This is a genomic window from Ideonella flava (genome assembly GCF_051857595.1).
In the GTDB taxonomy this organism is placed as follows: domain Bacteria; phylum Pseudomonadota; class Gammaproteobacteria; order Burkholderiales; family Burkholderiaceae_C; genus Ideonella.
Window position 1 is genome coordinate 78,230 of record NZ_JBPZHD010000016.1, and the last position, 18,092, is coordinate 96,321.

The window sequence follows — 18,092 nt, forward strand, 5'->3', positions numbered from 1 at the left end:
CTCATGCTCCCGGCGACGGCTTGGCCACGGCGGGCCGCACGTCCAGCGGCTGCCCCGGGTGCAGCTTCACCGCGCCGGCGGTGTCCACGGGCAGGGCCTCGACGAGGAAGACGAGCTTGGCCCGCTGGGTGTTGGAGTAGATGACCGGCGGCGTGTACTCGGGCTGCGTGGCGATGCGGCTGATGCGCGCGGCGATCGGCGCGCCGCAGCCGTCGCAATGCAGGTTCACCGCCTGGCCGATCGCGATGCCGCCCAGCTCGGCCTCGGGCACGTAGAAGCGCGCCTTGCGCGCGGCCGGCGGCAGCAACGCGACCACCGGCTGGCCAGCGGGAACGTACTCGCCGGCGCGCCAGAAGGTGTCACTCACCTCGCCGGCGGCCGGGGCCGACTGGCGCGTCTGCTGCTCTCGCCAGGCCTGTTGGCGCTGCGCCTCGCGTGCTGCATCCACCTGCGCGACGGCGCCGGCGCGCTGGTCGATGCGGGCGGGCAGCATCGCGACCTGGAGGCTGGCCTGCAACTCGGCCACGCGGTCTCGCGCCTGGGCGCGGGCGGTCGTGGCGTCGTCGAGGCGGGACTGGCTGACGAAGTCCTGCGCCACCAGGGCCTGCTGGCGCCGCCACTCGGTCTCGGCGCGTGCGGCCTGCTCACGCGCCTGCGCCAGCTGGGCGCGGATGACGGCGGTCTCCTCGGTGCGGCGACCCTTGGCGGCATCGTCGGCCTGCGCCTGCGCGGCACGCAAACGCGCCTGGGCCTCGGCATGGGCAGCCTGTTCCGGGTTGGCGTCCAGCGTGAACAGCGGCGCGCCCGCGGCGACCTGCTGGCCCGCCTGCACGGAAAGGGACTTGAGCGTGCCGGCCACGGGCGAGGCCACGTAGACGTAGTCGCCCTCGGCGTAGCCGGACCAGCCGGTGCTCGGCTTGGGCTGGCAGCCGGCCGCCAGGGCTGCCGCGAGCAGCAACGCCAGGGGTGCTCTCATCGCTTGCTCCTCGTCTTTCGTGCGGGCGCGGCGACTTGTCCCGAAAGGGCCGCGAGGGCGAGCCGCACCCGCTGCTCTATCGCCTCGTCGCTCAGCACCTGTTCCTCGAGCTGGCGGCCGATGAACTGCGGCGCGACCTTCAGCGCCGCCACGCCCGGCGCCACCAGCAATGGCGACACCACGGCACCCATCACGAAGACGAAGCGCTGCATCGGCAGCGCGGCCGTGAGCGCGCCCTCGGCTTCGGCCTCGGCCATCAGCTTCAGCAGCAGGCCGAGATGCCGCGGCGCATTGGCGCGCACGAAGTCGTGCACGACCGTTTCACCGCTGGCCGCATCGATGGCCAGGCGGCCAGCCAGCGTTCGGTGGTCGCGCACGAACGTGCCCAGCGCCACCAACGCGTCATGCAGCCGCTCCATCGCAGGCCCTTGCCTGGCTGCGCCAGCGCTGAGCTGGGCAAAGAGTTCTTCGTACAGCTGCTGCAGCAGCGTCCGCAGGAACGCGGCCTTGCTGCCGAAGTGATAGTGGAACATCGCCGGATTCACGCCCGCATGCTCGGCCACGCGCCGCACCGAAAGTCCGGAGCAGCCGAGCTGGGGCAGCAGCGCCAGGCCACTGCGCAACAGGGCCTGGTCGATGCCTTGCGAAGGGCGGGGCATGCGCCATTATTGGTCGACTGACCAATAACGGGCAAGCCCCCCTTCAGCTGGGGTGCCTTGTTCGGGCGCGCGCAGCGCCGCCCCTACCAGGGCGTGCGCAGATCCGGCTCTGCCGGTCCGTTACGCGCCCCTCAGCAGGTGAGCCCCGCCTTCCGAGCGCGCGCAGCGCCGCTCCCTACCAGGGCGTGCGCGGATCCGGCTCTGCCGGTCCGTTACGCGCCCCTCAGCAGGTGAGCCCCGCCTTCCGAGCGCGCGCAGCGCCGCTCCCTACCAGGGCGTGCGCGGATCCGGCTCTGCCGGTCCGCTGCGCGAGCCCCCTCGGGGGGCAGGCCCCGGAAGGGGCCGTGGGGGCCCTACTTACGGGCCGTGGGGGTCAAACTTTCGCCCACAGTTGGACCAGGGTGAGTCCGATGGCGAGCATGGGCGGGCCGATGAAGATGCCGATGAAGCCGTAGGCGACGATGCCGCCGAACACGCCGAGCAGGATGAGCAGCAGCGGCAGGCTGCTGGCGCGGCTGATGAGGTAGGGCTTGATGAAGTTGTCGATGGAGCTGATGGCGAACAGGCCCCAGGCGACCATGAACAGGCCCCAGCCGACCGAGCCCTGCGCGAACAGCCAGATCGCCGCGCCGCCCCAGACCAGCGGCGGCCCCACCGGCACCATCGACAGCAGGAAGGTGGCCGCTGCCAGGGCCGGCGCGCCCGGAACGCCGGCCACGACGAAGCCGATCAGCGCCACGAGCGCCTGGGCCAGGGCGGTCCCGAAGATGCCGTGGACCACGCCGATCACCGTGCCGTTGATGGTGGCCAGCAGCGAGTCGCCCAGTTCGCCGGCCAGCTTGGCGAGGATGGTGCGCGCGGCCTGCACCAGCAGGTCGCCGTCGCGGTAGAAGAAGAAGGCGATGAAGGTCGCGAAGGTCAGCTGCAGAAGGCTGCCGCCGACTGCCTTGCCGGCGCCGAGCACCAGGATGCGCGCGGGCTCGAACAGGCTCTTCAGCAAGGTGGTGAACTCCTCCCGGCTCGCGGCGAGCTTGTGCCAGTACTCGTCGAGCGACTGGCCGACGAGCGGCAGCCCCTTCAGCCATTGGGGCGGCTGCAGCGGGCCCTGGTCCAGCAGGGCTCGTGCGCCGTCGACCATGTTTGCCACGTCGTCGGCCAGGCTCAGCGCCAGCAGCGCCGACGGCCCGATCACCAGCACGATCAGGCCCAGCGTCATCACCAGTGCCGCCAGGGCGGACCGGCCATGCAGCGCCACACGCAGGCGCCGGTAGAGCGGCCAGCTGGCGGTGCAGACCACCGCCGCGAAGAGGATGGCCGGCACGAAAGGGTGCAGGACCTGGTAGCAACCCACCACGACGGCAACGATCGCGGCCAGGCGGGCGTAGTGCTGGAGGCTGTGGTTCACGTGACGCCTGTCCTTGCTCGGGTGAAGCTTCGGGCGGGACTATGCCACCGAGGCATGAGGACCTCGGGCGCCGGCGAGACTCGCCGACGACAGCTTGCCCAACCAGCCGTGGGCCGGATGGACGGGTCGGCGGTCAGCCTGTACGTCGAGGCGACGGCCGGCCCCCGCAGCCCTGCTGGTAGACTCCCACCCCATAGCGCCGATTTGCTCCGGATTGCGGGCGCTCTAGAAATGCAGCTAAACAGGACCCGAAGAACCCGGTGTCCGCTTTGGCTTGCGGCACCGGTTTTTTTCGTTCTGGAGAGTCGAACTTCATGAGGTCCGTCGGCTTCGTCGCCCCGCAGACCATGCATTTCGCCGAGGCGCTGCCCCTGCAATGTGGTGCCAGCCTGTCGGCCTACGACCTGGTCTACGAGACCTACGGCACGCTCAACGCGGAGCGCAGCAATGCGGTGCTGGTGTGCCATGCGCTCAATGCCTCGCACCACGTGGCGGGCGAGTACATCGACCAGGCCGGCAGCACCGGCTGGTGGGACAACCTCGTGGGCCCCGGCAAGCCGCTGGACACCGAGCGCTTCTTCGTCATCGGCGTCAACAACCCCGGCTCCTGCTTCGGCTCCACCGGGCCCATGCACCTGAATCCCGCCACCGGCCGACCGTATGGCGCCGACTTCCCGGTGATGACGGTGGAGGACTGGGTCGACGCCCAGGCGCGGCTCGTCGAGCGGCTGGGCATCACCCGGCTGGCCGCGGTGCTGGGCGGCAGCCTCGGCGGCATGCAGGCCCTGGCGTGGACGCTGCGCTATCCCGAAAGGCTGCGCCACTGCATCGCGGTGGCGACCGCGCCCAACCTGTCGGCTCAGAACATCGCCTTCAACGAGGTGGCCCGGCGCGCGATCGTGACCGACCCGGATTTCCACGGCGGCCACTTCTACGCGCACGGCGCCGTGCCCAAGCGCGGCCTGCGCGTCGCCCGCATGATCGGCCACATCACCTACCTGTCGGATGATTCCATGGAGGCCAAGTTCGGCCGCGAGTTGCGCGAGGCCGAACTCGGCTACAGCACCCAGGACATCGAGTTCCAGATCGAGAGCTACCTTCGCCACCAGGGCGACAAGTTCAGCGAGTATTTCGACGCCAACACCTACCTGCTGATCACCCGGGCGCTCGACTACTTCGATCCGGCGCGTGCCCACGGGGGCGACCTCGCCGCGGCTTTCAAGGGGGCGAGCGACAAGAGCTTCCTGCTGGTGAGCTTCACCACCGACTGGCGGTTCTCGCCGGCGCGTTCGCGCGAGATCGTCAAGGCCCTCGTCGACAACCAGGCCGATGTCAGCTACGCGGAGATCGACGCGCCCCACGGCCATGACGCCTTCTTGCTCGACGATCCGCGCTACCACGCCCTGATGCGCGCCTACTTCGAGCGCGTGGCGCAAGGGAAGTGAAGACATGAGACATCCTGGGTCAACCCCCTGTTGGCGGGCCGAGCGCCGGGCCGCTCCCAAGCCGGCCCGCATCCCCCTGGGGGATCGGCCGACGTACTCGTCGGGCGAGGGGCTCCAATGGCGGGCCGAGCGCCGGGCCGCTCCCAAGCCGGCCCGCATCCCCCTGGGGGATCGGCCGACGTACCCGTCGGGCGAGGGGCACCAATGAGCGAGCGCAAGGATCTCGAAGTCATCGCCCGGCTCGTGCCGCCTGGCTCCCGCGTGCTGGACCTCGGCTGCGGCACCGGCGAGCTGCTGGCCTACCTGCGTTCCACGCGCCAGTGCACCGGCTACGGCGTGGAGCTGGACGATGCGAACGTGCTGGCCTGCGTGCAGCGCGGCGTCAAGGTCATCCAGCTCAATCTCGAAGAGGGCCTCAAGCTCTTCGACGACCGCAGCTTCGACGTGGTGCTGCAACTGGAGACGCTGCAGCACCTGAGGAACGCCGAGCACATGCTGCGCGAGACGGCCCGGGTCGGCCGCATCGGCATCGTGAGCTTCCCGAACTTCGCCCACTGGCCGAACCGCCTGGCCGTGACGCGCGGGCGCATGCCGGTCACCCGCGCCCTGCCTTACGAGTGGTACGACACGCCCAACATCCGCGTCGGCACCTACAAGGACTTCGAGGTGCTGGCGCGCAAGAACGGCCTGGACATCCTCGACAGCTTCGGCCTGCAGCACGGCCATGTGCGGCGCCGCTGGCCCAACCTCACGGCCAGCGTGGCCGTGTTCAAGTTCGAGCGCGGTTAGGAGAGAAGTTGCCGGACGCGGCTCTACTCGAGCGGCGCCAAAGGCTCGAAATCCGCGGGCTGCTTGCTCTTCCAGGCCTTGATGGCCTGGGCCATCTCGCCAGTGTCGAACAGGGCGCTTTGCAGCAGCGCCATCTGGGCCAGGGATTCGGACGTGCCGTGGTCGCGGGCGATGCCCAGCGCCAGCTTGCTGCCGGCGATCGCCAGCGGGCTCTTGGCCGCGATCTGGGCCGCCAGTTCATTGGCATGAATAGCCAGCGCTCCGGGATCGGGCAGCACGGCATTGACCAGGCCGATGGCCAGCGCGCGTTCGGCGTCCACCCTTTCTCCCGTGTAGGCCATCTGCCGGGCCACGCCCTGGGGCACGATCTTCGGCAGCCGTTGCAGGGAGCCGAGGTCGGCCACCATCCCGATGTGGATCTCCTGCACGGTGAAGAACGCGTCCGCGCTGCACAGCCGGATGTCGCAGGCGGCAGCCAGGTCCAGCCCGCCGCCGATGCAGCCGCCTTGCACCGCGCAGATGACCGGAAAGCGCGCTTCGTCGAGGGCATCGAAGCAGGCCATCAGCCGGCGCAGCCCCGTCTGGAAGGCCTGCCGACGGCGGGCCGTGGACACATCGAGCATCGGCAGGCCGCCGGCGAAGACCTCCAGCGACATGCCAGCCGAAAAATGCTTGCCGGTCGAATCGAGGATCAGGACCCGCGTGCGCCCCTCGTCGTCGAGCCGTCGGATCGCATCGCGCAGGGCCGGGAAGAAGCCCGGGTCCATGGTGTTCATGCGCTCGGGGCGGTTGAGGGTCAGGCGCGCGACGCCCGTCCCGGCGTCGAGGGCCAGATCGAAGTAACTCGGCGTTGACATGACGTGAAGACCTCCGGTTGGCAGCAGCCGCCTAGCCTAACGCGGTCTGCGAGCCGCTCCGTCACGGCGCTGACAACACATGCCGTGCGCATGGCAGGGAAGACCTTGTGGCTTCGGTGGCGGCGCGGCCTCTAGACTCGCGCCGATGAACGCCCTCATCCCGACCCAGGACGGCCTGGCGCTGCACGTTCGCAGCTGGAGCCCGGCCGCCGCGGCGCGAGGGCAGGTCCTCGTCGTGCATGGCCTGGGCGAGCACGGTGGGCGCTATGCGCACGTGGCGGCGGCCCTGCATGCCCACGGCTGGGAGGTGACGGCCTACGACCAGCGCGGCCATGGCCATTCGGCGGGCGCCCAGGGCGACATCGCCACCCCGGACAGCCTTCTGGCCGACCTGGCCCGCGTGATCGACGAGCTGCGCGAACACCGCGCCGGGCCGCTGGTGCTGCTCGGCCACAGCCTCGGCGGCCTGGTGGCCGCGCGCTTCGTGGCCGAGGGCCTGATGCCGCAGCCGGCGCCGTGGGCGAGGGAGGTCGAGGCCCTCGTGCTGTCCTCGCCGGCGCTGGATCCGGGCATGAGCCCGGTGCAGAAGGCGCTGTTGGCCGTGGTGCCGAAATTGCTGCCTCACTTGCGCGTGAACAACGGCCTGAAGCCGGAGTGGATCTCCAGCGACCTGGCGGTGGTCAGGGCGTATGTCGAGGACCCGCTGGTGCACGACCGGATCAGCGGGCTGCTCGGCCAGTTCATCGCCGAGGCCGGCTCCCTCGTGCAATCGGTGGCCGGCAGTTGGCGAGTGCCTACGCTGCTGATGTGGGCCGGCGCCGACCGCTGCGTTCGTCCTGAAGGGTCGGCCCGCTTCGCCGCCGCCTCCTCGCGAGAGGTGGTGACGGTGCGCGAATGGCCAGGCTTCGCCCACGAGATCTTCAATGAGCCGCAGAAGGAGGAGGTCCTCGGCGAGCTGGATGCCTGGCTGGACTGGCGGTTTCCGGCCGGGGTCTAGCCCAGGTCTAGCCCAGCGTCTGTCGGAGACCCGGCTTTTCCGGTCTGCTGCAAGTGCCTGCTTCGGGGGCAGCGAACGGAAGGCAGCGCGTGGACCTCATTTCGCCGTCGGCATCACGAACTCGGCGCCCTTGGCGATGCTGGCCGGCCAGCGCTGCATGACCGACTTCTGCTTCGTGTAGAAGCGCACGCCCTCTTCGCCATAGGCGTGCATGTCGCCGAAGAGGCTGCGCTTCCAGCCACCGAAGCCGTGCCAGGCCATGGGCACGGGGATGGGCACGTTGATGCCAACCATGCCCACCTGCACGCGGCGGCTGAACTCCCTGGCCACGTTGCCATCGCTGGTGAAGCAGGCCACGCCGTTGCCGAACTCGTGTTCGTTGACGAGCGCCAGCGCCTCGGCGAAATCCTTCACCCGCACGCAGGCCAGCACTGGGCCGAAGATCTCTTCCCGGTAGATGCGCATCCCGGGCGTCACGTGGTCGAACAGCGTGCCGCCGGTGAAGAAGCCGCTCTCGTGGCCGGGCACCTTCAGGCCGCGGCCGTCGACGACCAGCGTCGCGCCTTCTTCCACCCCCAGGCCGATGTAGCCCTCGATGCGCTTCTTCGCCTCGGCCGTGACGATGGGGCCCATCTCGGCGTCGAGCTCCATGCCGTTGCGCACCTTCAGCGCCTTGGCTCGCTCGGCCACCTTGGGCACGATCCTGTCGGCCACGTCACCCACCAGCACCGCCACCGAGATCGCCATGCAGCGCTCGCCGGCGGATCCGTAGGCCGCGCCCACGAGCGCGTCCACGGCCTGGTCGACGTCGGCATCCGGCATCACCACCATGTGGTTCTTGGCACCGCCCAGCGCCTGCACCCGCTTGCCGTGCTTCGCGCCGGTCTCGTAGATGTACTGGGCGATCGGCGTCGAGCCCACGAAGCTCACCGCCTTCACGTCCGGGTGCGTGAGCAGGGTGTCCACCGCCAGCTTGTCGCCTTGCACGACGTTGAAGACGCCGTCCGGCAGGCCGGCCTGCTTCAGCAGCTCGGCCATGAAGAGGCTGGGGGAAGGATCGCGCTCACTGGGCTTGAGCACGAAGGTGTTGCCGGTGGCCAGGGCCATGGGGAACATCCACAGCGGAACCATGCACGGGAAGTTGAACGGCGTGATGCCGGCCACCACGCCCAGCGGCTGGCGCAGCACCCAGTTGTCGATGCCGGTGCCGACCTGGTCGGTGAAATCGGTCTTCAACAGCTGCGGCGCGCCGCAGGCGAATTCCACGATCTCGATGCCGCGCGTGACCTCGCCCTGGGCGTCGGTGAAGACCTTGCCGTGCTCGGCGGTGATCATCGCGGCCAGTGTGTCGCGGTGCTGGTTCATCAGCCCGAGGAAGTTGTTCAGGATCCGGGCGCGGCGCAGCGGCGGCGTGTCGGCCCAGGCCGGGAAGGCGGCCTGCGCAGCGGCCACCGCGGCGTTCACCTCGGCTTCGCTGGCCAGCGCCACCTGGCGGGCCACCGCACCGGTGGCCGGGTTGTAGACGGGCTGGCGTCGGCCGGACGTGCCGGCGACCGGCTGGCCGCCGATGTGGTGGCTGATGTCGAGCGTGGAGGTGAAGGCTTCGGGGGCGCCCATGGCAGGTCCTTCGACAGAGGTGATCCGGTCAGTCTAGGCAGCAGCAAGCGCGCTGCCAATGCCGCGGTGCTGGATTCATTGTTCACGATGTCGAACAATCATGGGCCATGGCAAAGCACCAATCGACCCCGGCCGGCGCTCTTTGGTCGCCCATCCACGCGCTCACGGTGCTGGCAGAGGCGGGCAGCTTCACCGCGGCGGCCCAGCGCCTGAACCTCAGCAAGGCCGCCATGAGCCAGCGCGTGGCCGAGCTGGAGGCCGCGGCCGGGGTGCCGCTGGTCCAGCGAACCACCCGCAGCATGCAGCTCACCGATGCCGGCCGGCAGCTGGTGGCCTCCACCCAGGGCGCCTTCGCCACCATCGACCAGGCCTTCGCGCAGGTGCGCGACCTGGCGGCGATGCCCAGCGGCCGCCTGCGCGTGACAGCGCCCGTGGCCCTGGCCCGCCAGTGCATCGTGCCGCTGCTGCCCGGCTTCCTGCGGGCGCACCCCGCGCTGCAGATCGAGCTCGACCTTTCCGACCGCCTGCGTCCACTGGCGCAGGAAGGCTTCGACCTGGCCATCCGCCACACCAGCACGCCGCCTGACACTCACGTCGCCTGGATGCTGCGCGAGACCCGCAGCCTCCTGCTGGCGAGCCCGGCCTACCTGGCCAGGCACCCGGCGCCGCAGTCTCCGCTCGACCTGCGCGGACACGAGTGCCTGTTCTACCCGCGACCCGGCGACACCCCGGCCTGGAGCTTCGAGCGACAGGGCAGGGGCCCGGCCGAACGGGTCAGCGTGCCCCTCAAGGGGCCTTTTGCGGCCAACAACAGCGAGGTCCTGCGCGAGGCCGCCGTGGCCGGGCTCGGCATCACGCTGCTGCCCGATTTCAGCGCGGAGCCGGCGCTGGCGGCCGGGCAACTGGTCCCCTTGCTGCCCGGATGGAACGCGGTCGGGGCCTTCGGCACCCACCTGTGGGCAATCCGCCCCTATGCCGCCCAGGTGCCTCGGGGCGTGCGGGTCCTGGTCGACTGGATCTCTGCCGCGCTGGGCCCTCGGGCCAAACCCTGAACGGGTCCGCCTCGGCTCAAGTCGGGTGCTGCAGCAGCCGAAAACCAGGCCAGGCTGAACCGAAGCGAAGACAACCACCCATGACAGAAAGCTTCTCCCCCCTGAGGAACCTGACGCTGGCGCGACGGCTCGGGCTCGGCTTCGGCAGCCTGCTGCTGATGCTGCTCGTCGTCGCCGGCCTGTCGGCCAACCAGCTACGGGCGCAGGGCGCCCAGGTGCAGGACATCGTCGAGGTCAAGAACGAGAAGCTGGCGCTGGCCAACGGCATGCTCGAGAGCATCAACAGCATGGCCATCCTGGCGCGCACGGTGACGCTGCTCACCGACGTCAAGGCCATCGACGTCGAGATGAAGAGCCTGGCGGCGGCACGAGGGCGCTACGCCAAGGGAGAGCAGGCGCTGCTGGCGCTGATCGGATCGAGTGACGGCAGCGCGGAGGAAAACGCGTTGATGAAGGACATCGTGGAGGGTGGAAAGAAGACGATCCCGCTGATCGAGCGGGCTGCCAAGGAAGGCCAGTCAGGGGCGGGCGTCGAAGCGACGCTCACCCTGACCGAGTCCGTCCGTCCGGTGGAAGTCGTCTGGCGCCAGAAGGTGGCGCTGCTGATCGATGTGGTCCACCAGCAGAACAGCGAGGCGGCAGCGGCCGTACTCGCCTCGCAGAAGCGGGCGCTGGTGGTGGTCGGCGCACTCCTGGCCGGCGCGCTGGCCGTGGGTGTCCTGCTGGCTTGGCGCACCACGCGCAGCATCACGACGCAGGTGGCGCGGGCGGTCAAGGTGGCCGAACGCATCTCCGAGGGCGACCTGACCTCGACGCTCGAGATCCATTCCAACGACGAGATCGGCCGCCTGCTGCAGGCCATCCACAGCATGCAGGACCGGCTGCGCGCGCTGGTCGGCGACATCCGGCATTCGGCCGATTCGATCCAGACCGCGTCCACCGAGGTCGCGGTGGGCAACCAGGATCTTTCGCAGCGCACAGAGCAGACGGCGAGCAGCCTGCAGCAGGCCGCCTCGTCCATGACGCAGCTGACCAGCACGGTGAACCAGTCGGCCGAGGCGGCGTCGCAGGCCAACCAGATGGCGGGCTCGGCTTCCGCCGTGGCCCAGCGCGGCGGCGAGGTGGTGTCGCAGGTCGTCTCGACGATGAACGACATCAACCAGAGCTCGCGCAAGATCGCCGACATCATCGGCGTGATCGACGGCATCGCCTTCCAGACCAATATCCTGGCGCTCAATGCGGCGGTCGAGGCCGCCCGAGCCGGCGAGCAGGGACGCGGCTTCGCGGTGGTGGCGGGCGAGGTGCGCAGCCTGGCGCAACGCAGTGCCGAGGCCGCGAAGGAAATCAAGGGCCTGATCGGCTCCAGCGTCGACCGGGTCGAGGCCGGCAGCCGACTGGTGAGCGATGCGGGCAGCACGATGAACGAGATCGTCGCCAGCGTGCAGCGCGTGTCCGGGATCATCGGCGAGATCACCGCCGCCGCGGCCGAGCAGAGCGCCGGCATCGGGCAGGTCAGCGGCGCGGTGGGCCAGCTGGACCAGATGACGCAACAGAACGCGGCCCTGGTCGAGCAATCGGCCGCTGCGGCCGAGAGCCTCAAGGGCCAGGCCGCCCGCCTGGCGCAGCTGGTGAGCGTGTTCCGCCTGCAGCGCGACGCGACTTACGTCCATTGAAAAAAAACGACCCAACCCTTGCGGGCTGGGTCGGTGCAAGTCCTCAGAGAGGACGTCGTTGGGACGTTCGCCGCGATGGACCGCCGAACAGACGGGGCACCGTAGGCATGGGCGGACTCTAGGGGGGGGCCGTGGCGGCGCCCATCCCCTGATCGCGGGATGAAGCCCTCTGCGGTGACGTCCCCTCCACAAAAGATTCACCCGCTCACAGGTCGCCCCTTTCAGCCAGCCTAGAGTCAGCTCGATCTGGCAGGGCGCTGATCAACGGCGTGCACCTCAGCACAGGCGCATCACGTGAGCGACGTCACGAGCATCGCCCGGCGCACAATGGCGCGATGCCCAGCGTCCCCGCCCCCCTTCCCCCGTTGACCGAGGCCGACATGGCCGACCTCGAGCGCCTGCTCGAAGCCATTCCGGCCCCCGCCGAGCCCCTGGACGTGATGATGCTCGACGGCTACCTCTGCGGCGTGCTGCTGCAGCCGCGCGCGGTGCCCGAGGCACAGTGGTGGCGCCACGTGGTCGATGTCGATGGCCGCGAGGTTCAGGCGAGCGCCGACGATGCCTCGCTGCGTGCGCTGGTGCGCCGCCGGCATGCGGAGCTGGACGCGGCAATCCGCGAGCGACAGTGGTTTGACCCCTGGGTCTTCGAACTCGACGACGATGACGATCCGCTCGAGACCGTGATGCCGTGGGTGGCTGGCTTTGCCACCGCGATGGAGTTCTTCCCGGCCCTGCTGCGCAGCGACTCGCCGGACCTGGCCGAGCCTCTCGCGGTGCTGTACCGCAGCTTCGATGCCGAGGATCTGGAGGATGCCGACGAGCTGCTTGCCATCATCGAGCAACTCGAGCCGCCGGCCGACCTGGCCGAGGCGGTCGAGGCGCTCGTCAACAGCGTTCTGCTGCTGGCGGACGTGGCCCGCCCGCTGCCCAGTACCCGGCCGGCGCGTGCGCCTGCGGCCAAGGGCCGTCGCCCTGCGGGCGGCGCCAGGCCCGGCGGTCGCCGGCACTGACGGGCTCAAGGGCTCTCGATCTCGCGCATCGACTCGGCCCGGTAGCCTTCGATCAGCCCTTCGGCCTTCATCTGCTTGAGCACAGCCGCCAGGCGAGGCGCCAGCTCGGCGTGGCGCCTGTGCAGGTACGGATGCAGCGGGAAGGTCCCGATGTCGGCGACCCGCCGCAGGATGTTCACACCCTTGAACTCCGGCGAATGCTGGAGCGTCACGGCGGACAGGTCGGCCGTGCAGTGCACCTCGCTGCGGCCCAGGCGCAGCATGGAGAAGCCCTGTGCGTCCGAGCTCACGTCGATCAAGCGCTCAGGCGGCAGGAGCGGCTTGAGCGCGTTGGCGCAAATGGCCACGCCGCGCAGGTAGGTAGCGCGCCAGGAGGTCTCGGAAAGGGCGCCGAGCTGCGGCAGGCGCAACGTCGGGTTGGTGGTGAACAGCGCCCAGGTGATTTCGTAGACAGGCTCCTCGACCCGGATCAACTCGGGATGGTCGGCACCGTAGCCCGGCACCCGTGCGACCTCGCCATCGACTTGCCCCTGATCGGCCTCGGCACTCAGGCGCTGCAGCGGCATCACGCTGAAGGTGAGCGGCAGGTTCAATCGGCGGAAGGCCTCACGGTAAATGCGGCGTTGCAGGCGCCCCGCCAGCGTTTCCTCGGTCTGGCTGGTGCCCATCTCGAAGCCGGTCGCCAGCGGCGCCACCAGCGCCAGCGCCAACACCACTGCCCATGACCGCAGGCTCGGACTCATGGGCCAAGCATAAGCCCGCTGGCATACTGCCTCGAGCGCAGCTAACGGCGCGGGGGTGAACCGGCGATGAAGGCGGCAGATCGGATGGCCGGTCAGGGGACAGCGGGTGCTGTGACCGCTGAGCGCCGGCCTCTGCGCCGCCTCGGGCCGCGCTTGCTGGCGGTCATCGTGCTCGCCAGCACCTTCCTGGCGCTTCTGGCCACCGCCGTCCAGCTCTACCTCGATTACGCCCGCGACGTGAGCGAGCTCGACGAGCAGTTCCACCGGATCGAAGGCGCGTACGTGGCGAGCATCGCCAACAGCCTGTGGTCCATGGACAAGGCGCAGGTCGAGCTGCAGCTCGGCGGCCTGGCCCGTCTGCGCGATGTCAGCTTTGCTCGTGTGCAGGGCCAGGTGGGGGAGCATTTCGAGGTCGGCGAGCCGCCACCGGCCCATGCGAGCGTGCGCGATTTCCCGCTTCGCGCGCCGACCGCGCCGCATCGCACGATCGGCATGCTGACCGTCGGGGTCGACCTGGACAAGGTCTACCGCCGCCTGGCCGACCGGGCGCTGGTGATCCTGGCCACGCAGGCGATCAAGACCTTCTTCATCGCCTTGCTGATCCTGTTCATCGTGCGGCAGTGGGTGACGAGGCGCCTGGAGCGCATCGCCGCGCACGCCGGCGCGCTGACCACCAGCACGCTGGGCCAGCCCTTGAGGTTCGAGGAGCGGCCGGGTTCGGCGCCCGACGAGCTGGATGCGGTGGTCCGCGCGCTCAACGAGATGAGCAGCCGACTTTGCGCCGAGCTGGCGCGCCGCACCGAGGCCGAAGGCGAGCTGCGCCGGCACCGAGACCACCTGGAGCACCTGGTGGCGGAGCGCACCACCGAACTGCAGGAGGCCAAGGAGCGTGCCGAATCGGCCAGCCGGGCCAAGAGCGACTTTCTCTCGCGGATGAGCCACGAATTGCGTTCGCCATTGACCGCCATCCTCGGCTACGCGCAGCTGCTCAAGGTGGCGGACCCTTCCGGCAGGCCGCAGGATGCAGCCGCCATCAATGCCATCCGCGCCAGCGGCGAACACCTGCTGGGTCTCATCCTCGACCTGCTGGACCTGGCCAAGATCGAGGCCGGCAAGGTCGAGATGCTGCCTTCGCCGGTCGACGTGAGGGCGCTGGTGCAGTCGGTCGCCGACATCATGCGAGTCGAAGCCGAAGCCAAGCGGCTGGTGCTGGATGTCGACGCCGTGGACGGCCTGCCGCCGCTGCTGCTCGTCGACGGAAAGCGCCTGCGCCAGGTGCTGCTGAACCTGCTCGGCAACGCGGTGAAGTTCACCCCGTGGGGCCGCGTCGTGCTGAGACTTCGCCGCCTGCCGGTCGCGGGCGAGGACGAGGCGATGGTGCACTTGCGCTTCGAAGTCTGGGACACCGGGCCGGGCATAGCCCCGGCGGACCAGCGACGCATCTTCCAGCCCTTCGAGCAGGCGGGCGACGGCCCGCGGCGCGGCGGTGGCACCGGCCTCGGACTGGCCATCAGCCAGCAGCTGGTGCGGCTCATGGGTGGACGCGAGCTGCAGGTCGAGAGCCGGCCAGGGCAGGGCAGCGTGTTCCATTTCGAGCTGGTGCTCCCGGTGGCCCAGGCACCGAGCGCCTCGCCGTTGGCGGATGTCTGCGGGTACGCCGGCCCGCGCAAGCGGCTGCTCGTCGCCGACGATCTTCCGCTCAACCGGCAGTTCCTCGGCGCGCTGCTGCAGCCGCTGGGCTTCGGCATCGTCGAAGCGGCCGACGGAGAGCAGGCCCTGGCGAAGCTGGTCGACGAGCGGCCGGACCTGGTCCTGATGGACATGTCCATGCCAGGCTTGTCGGGGCTTGAAGCCACTCGGCGCATCCGCGGGTTGCCGCGAGGCGACGGCGTGCCCGTCATCGCCTTGACGGCACAAACCTCGCAGATGACGAGACAGGCCGCGCTGGCAGCGGGCGCGACGGCCTTCCTGCCCAAGCCGGTGCAGCGTGAGGAGCTGCTGTCGAAGATCGGCGAGTTGCTTGGCCTGGAGTGGATCCGGGCCACCGAACAGGGCTGAACTTCAGGCCGCGAAGACGCGCTGCGCGTGCAGCCCCAGCCCTTGCGCCACGCTGGCCAGCCGGTCGCCGCGAACGGTGTGGGCGCGGGCGTAGGGCGCGGCAATGCGGCGGGCCAGCGGTACCAGGCCGGTCGAGCCGCCGGTGAGATAGACCACGTCCACCTGATCCGGCGAAATGCCCGCGCGCCGAACGGTCTCGAGGCCGGCCTGCACGATGCGCTCGAGGTCTGCCTCGATGGCCGCGAGAGCCTGCGGCTCGGCGAGCGTGGTCTGCAGCCCGGGATCCAGCGCGTCGAGTGAGATCTGCGCCAGGCCACCGTCGGCGACGGTGATCTTGGCCTCTTCGGCCTGCGCCATCAGCGCATGGCCCAGGCGTTGCTCCACGATGGCGAGCAAGCGGGCGTGCAGTTCGGCGTCCGCATAGAAGCTGCGCATGCGCCGCAGCTCGGCCATCCGGGCCGGCGTGTAGACCGTGTTGATGAGGTGCCAGGTGGCGAGGTCGAAGTAGACCTTGCTGGGCACCTCCCGCTCGGCCGGGGCCGGGCCACGCGCCTTGTAGCCCGCCAGCGGCAGGATGGCGGAGAGCTCGACGTGGCGGTCGAAGTCGGTGCCGGCGATGTGCACGCCGTGGTTGGCCAGGATGTCGTCGGCGCGGTCGACGCGATGCCGCCGCTCGGGGCCCACGCGCACCAGCGAGAAGTCGGACGTGCCGCCGCCGATGTCGGCCACCAGCACGAGGTGCTCGTGCGTGACGCCGGCTTCGAAGTCGAGCGCAGCCGCGATGGGCTCGTACTGGAAGGCCAGTTCGCTGAAGCCGACGAGGCGGGCGGCCTGCTCCAGGGCGGCCTGGGCCTGGGCGTCGCGCGCCGGGTCGTCGTCGACGAAGTAGACCGGGCGGCCGAGCACGGCCTTGCTCAGGGGAGCGCCGGCCTGGGCTTCGGCAAGCGACTTCAGGTGGCGCAGATAGCCGGCGATGACGTCGAGGAAGCGCACCGAGCGGCCGCCGCCGACGTCGGTGCCCTGGTCGATGAGCGAAGAGCCGAGCACGCTCTTCATCGAGCGCATCAGCCGCCCGTCGTGGCCCTCGATGTAGGCGGCCAGTGCGGCCCGGCCGTAGAGCTGCTTCGGGTCCTCGTGCGGGGCGGCGCCTTCGAATGTGTAGAACACCGCCGTCGGCATGGTGCGCTGGCCGGCTTCGACCTTGACCAGCGCGACCCGGTCGTCATGATCGGGCAGCGCGATCGCGGAATTCGAGGTGCCGAAGTCGATGGCACAGTAGGCGGAAGACATGGCGGCGCAGCAGTGAAAAGGGCGGCGATTCTCCCACCGAATCCATGGCCCCCACGCCCCCTTCCGGGGGCTGCCCCCCAAGGGGGCTCGCGCAGCGGACCGGCAAAGCCGGATCCGCGCACGCCCTGGCAGGTGGCGGCTCCTGCGGAGCGCCAGAAGGGCGCAGGTCAGCGAACGGACGGTGCCAAGGAGATTTGCGGTCGGCGCGCGGGCAGCGCGTGGCCGCCGCAGAAGCCGAAGTTCAGCTGGGGCTGCTTGCCGCTCATCAGCTCGGCCAGGGCGCGGCCGGAGCCGGCGCCGTGCGTCCAGCCGAGCGTGCCGTGGCCGGCGTTGAGCCAGAGGTTGGCGACCTTGCCGCTGTGGCCGATGTAGGGGATGTTGGTCGGCGTGCTGGGGCGCAGGCCGGTCCAGTAGTTCGGCTCGCTCGCGTCCGCGACGCCGGGGAAGAGCTCTTCGTAGCGCTTGACGAGCGCGGCGCAGCGCACCTGCGCGTTGGCGCTGCCCAGGCCCTGGTCGTAGCCGGCCATCTCGGCGGTACCGGCGATGCGGATGCTGTCGCCCAGGCGCGAGATGGCGATCTTGCGGGTGTCGTCCAGCAGGCTGACCACGCTGGCGGCCTCGGGCCGCTTGAGCTTGAGCGTGGCGGAGTAGCCCTTGGCGGGATAGATGTCGAGGTCGACGCCGATCTGCCGCAGCAGCGGCGCGGTGAAGGAGCCCATCGCAGCCACGAACTGCTGGCCGCGCAGCGTGCGGCGCTCGCCGGTGCGCTGGCAGGCGACGTTGACGCCGCTGATCTCTCCGGCCACCAGGTCGAAGCCCAGGATGTCGTGTTCGTAGAGGAACTTCACGCCGCGCTCGCGGGCCTTTTGCGCCAGCTTCTGGGTGAAGACGCGGGCATCGCCGGATTCGTCGCTCGGCGTGAAGGTGCCGCCGTGGATGTTCGGGCCGAAGGAGGCGAGCGAGGGCTCGACCTTCAGCACCTCTTCGCGGCTCAGCACGCGGCGATCCACGCCGTGCTGGCGCATGATCTCGGCGCCTTGCGCGCCGGCCTCGAAGTCCTTCGCCGAGGAGAAGAAGTGCAGGATGCCGCGCTCGAGGCGGTTGTATTCGATGCCGGTGCGGTCGACCAGGTCCTTCAGCGAGGCGTGGCTGTAGGCGCCGAGCGCCACCAGCTGCTCGACGTTGCGGGCAAAGGCCGCGTCGCTGCACTGCAGGAGGAACTTCACGCCCCAGCGCCACTGGTAAGGGTCGAGCCGGGGGCGGAACAGCAGCGGGGAGTCGTCGCGCAGCAGCCACTTCAGGACCTTCAGCGGGGCGCCGGCGTTGGCCCAGGGCTCGCAGAAGCTGACCGAGATCTGCGCACCGTTGGCGAAGCTGGTCTCCAGGGCCGCATCGGGCTGTCGGTCCACGACGGTGACCTCGTGGCCCTCCTCGGCGAGGTACCAGGCGGTGGAGATGCCGATGATGCCGGCGCCGAGGACGATGACTTTCATGGTGCTTTGGCTTGTGAGGAGGGCGTTG

Annotated in this window: 15 protein-coding genes and 1 riboswitch; of the genes, 7 read left to right on the forward strand and 8 right to left on the reverse strand. The window is 69.9% G+C overall.

Going from position 1 to position 18,092, the window contains the following annotated elements; translation table 11 throughout:
- Nucleotide 1 precedes the first annotated feature (1 nt).
- The 3 genes from ACS5PM_RS29120 to ACS5PM_RS29130 all read right to left on the reverse strand — a co-directional run bounded on the left by ACS5PM_RS29120 (nt 2) and on the right by ACS5PM_RS29130 (nt 3,040).
- Nucleotides 2–976 (reverse strand): HlyD family secretion protein, encoded by a 975-nt coding sequence (locus ACS5PM_RS29120; RefSeq protein ID WP_439391471.1) that lies wholly within the window; start codon nt 974–976, stop codon nt 2–4.
- Nucleotides 973–1,635: a TetR/AcrR family transcriptional regulator gene (locus ACS5PM_RS29125; RefSeq protein WP_439391472.1), complete on the reverse strand. Its 663-nt coding sequence runs from the start codon at nt 1,633–1,635 to the stop codon at nt 973–975. Before ACS5PM_RS29125 ends, ACS5PM_RS29120 begins: the two co-directional genes overlap by 4 nt.
- Nucleotides 1,636–2,008: 373 nt before the next feature.
- On the reverse strand, nt 2,009–3,040 hold the full coding sequence (locus tag ACS5PM_RS29130) for an AI-2E family transporter (protein ID WP_439391474.1): 1,032 nt from the start codon (nt 3,038–3,040) through the stop codon (nt 2,009–2,011).
- 186 nt (nt 3,041–3,226) lie between these two features.
- A riboswitch (SAM riboswitch) is annotated at nt 3,227–3,302 on the forward strand.
- A gap of 52 nt (nt 3,303–3,354) precedes the next feature.
- Here ACS5PM_RS29130 and metX point away from each other — a divergent pair.
- Nucleotides 3,355–4,485 (forward strand): homoserine O-succinyltransferase MetX, encoded by a 1,131-nt coding sequence (metX, locus tag ACS5PM_RS29135; protein ID WP_439391475.1) that lies wholly within the window; start codon nt 3,355–3,357, stop codon nt 4,483–4,485.
- Between the two features lie 204 nt (nt 4,486–4,689).
- A complete protein-coding gene (metW, locus tag ACS5PM_RS29140) occupies nt 4,690–5,274 on the forward strand; it encodes a methionine biosynthesis protein MetW (protein ID WP_439391476.1) in 585 nt (194 codons plus the stop codon).
- Between the two features lie 23 nt (nt 5,275–5,297).
- Here the strand turns inward: metW and ACS5PM_RS29145 are convergent, their stop codons facing one another.
- Nucleotides 5,298–6,131, reverse strand: coding sequence for an enoyl-CoA hydratase-related protein (locus ACS5PM_RS29145; protein ID WP_439391477.1), 834 nt, complete (start codon nt 6,129–6,131; stop codon nt 5,298–5,300).
- A 145-nt stretch (nt 6,132–6,276) separates the two neighbouring features.
- Between ACS5PM_RS29145 and ACS5PM_RS29150 the strand changes: the two genes are divergently transcribed.
- Nucleotides 6,277–7,128, forward strand: a complete 852-nt coding sequence (locus tag ACS5PM_RS29150; RefSeq protein WP_439391479.1) for an alpha/beta hydrolase — start codon at nt 6,277–6,279, stop codon at nt 7,126–7,128.
- Nucleotides 7,129–7,224: 96 nt separating this feature from the next.
- Here the strand turns inward: ACS5PM_RS29150 and ACS5PM_RS29155 are convergent, their stop codons facing one another.
- Nucleotides 7,225–8,745 carry a CoA-acylating methylmalonate-semialdehyde dehydrogenase gene (locus ACS5PM_RS29155; RefSeq protein WP_439391480.1) on the reverse strand — a complete coding sequence of 507 codons (1,521 nt, stop codon included), beginning with the start codon at nt 8,743–8,745 and terminating at the stop codon, nt 7,225–7,227.
- 107 nt (nt 8,746–8,852) lie between these two features.
- Between ACS5PM_RS29155 and ACS5PM_RS29160 the strand changes: the two genes are divergently transcribed.
- The 3 genes from ACS5PM_RS29160 (at nt 8,853) to ACS5PM_RS29170 (ending at nt 12,480) form a co-directional block, all read left to right on the forward strand.
- A complete protein-coding gene (locus ACS5PM_RS29160) occupies nt 8,853–9,797 on the forward strand; it encodes a LysR family transcriptional regulator (RefSeq protein ID WP_439391481.1) in 945 nt (314 codons plus the stop codon).
- A gap of 80 nt (nt 9,798–9,877) precedes the next feature.
- Entirely contained in the window at nt 9,878–11,470 is a 1,593-nt protein-coding gene (locus tag ACS5PM_RS29165; RefSeq protein ID WP_439391482.1) for a methyl-accepting chemotaxis protein, read from the forward strand.
- A gap of 335 nt (nt 11,471–11,805) precedes the next feature.
- Nucleotides 11,806–12,480, forward strand: a complete 675-nt coding sequence (locus ACS5PM_RS29170) for a YecA/YgfB family protein (RefSeq protein WP_439391484.1) — start codon at nt 11,806–11,808, stop codon at nt 12,478–12,480.
- A gap of 5 nt (nt 12,481–12,485) precedes the next feature.
- Here the strand turns inward: ACS5PM_RS29170 and ACS5PM_RS29175 are convergent, their stop codons facing one another.
- On the reverse strand, nt 12,486–13,223 hold the full coding sequence (locus ACS5PM_RS29175; protein ID WP_439391486.1) for a transporter substrate-binding domain-containing protein: 738 nt from the start codon (nt 13,221–13,223) through the stop codon (nt 12,486–12,488).
- Nucleotides 13,224–13,391: 168 nt separating this feature from the next.
- Here ACS5PM_RS29175 and ACS5PM_RS29180 point away from each other — a divergent pair, with 168 nt between their 5' ends.
- The gene (locus ACS5PM_RS29180; RefSeq protein WP_439391488.1) at nt 13,392–15,281 is read left to right on the forward strand and encodes an ATP-binding protein; all 1,890 of its coding nucleotides are present in this window, start codon (nt 13,392–13,394) and stop codon (nt 15,279–15,281) included.
- Between the two features lie 3 nt (nt 15,282–15,284).
- Here the strand turns inward: ACS5PM_RS29180 and ACS5PM_RS29185 are convergent, their stop codons facing one another.
- Complete coding sequence (locus ACS5PM_RS29185; RefSeq protein ID WP_439391489.1) at nt 15,285–16,571, reverse strand: Hsp70 family protein; 1,287 nt, start codon at nt 16,569–16,571, stop codon at nt 15,285–15,287.
- 167 nt (nt 16,572–16,738) lie between these two features.
- Entirely contained in the window at nt 16,739–18,064 is a 1,326-nt protein-coding gene (locus ACS5PM_RS29190; protein WP_439391491.1) for a D-amino acid dehydrogenase, read from the reverse strand.
- Nucleotides 18,065–18,092: the final 28 nt, after the last annotated feature.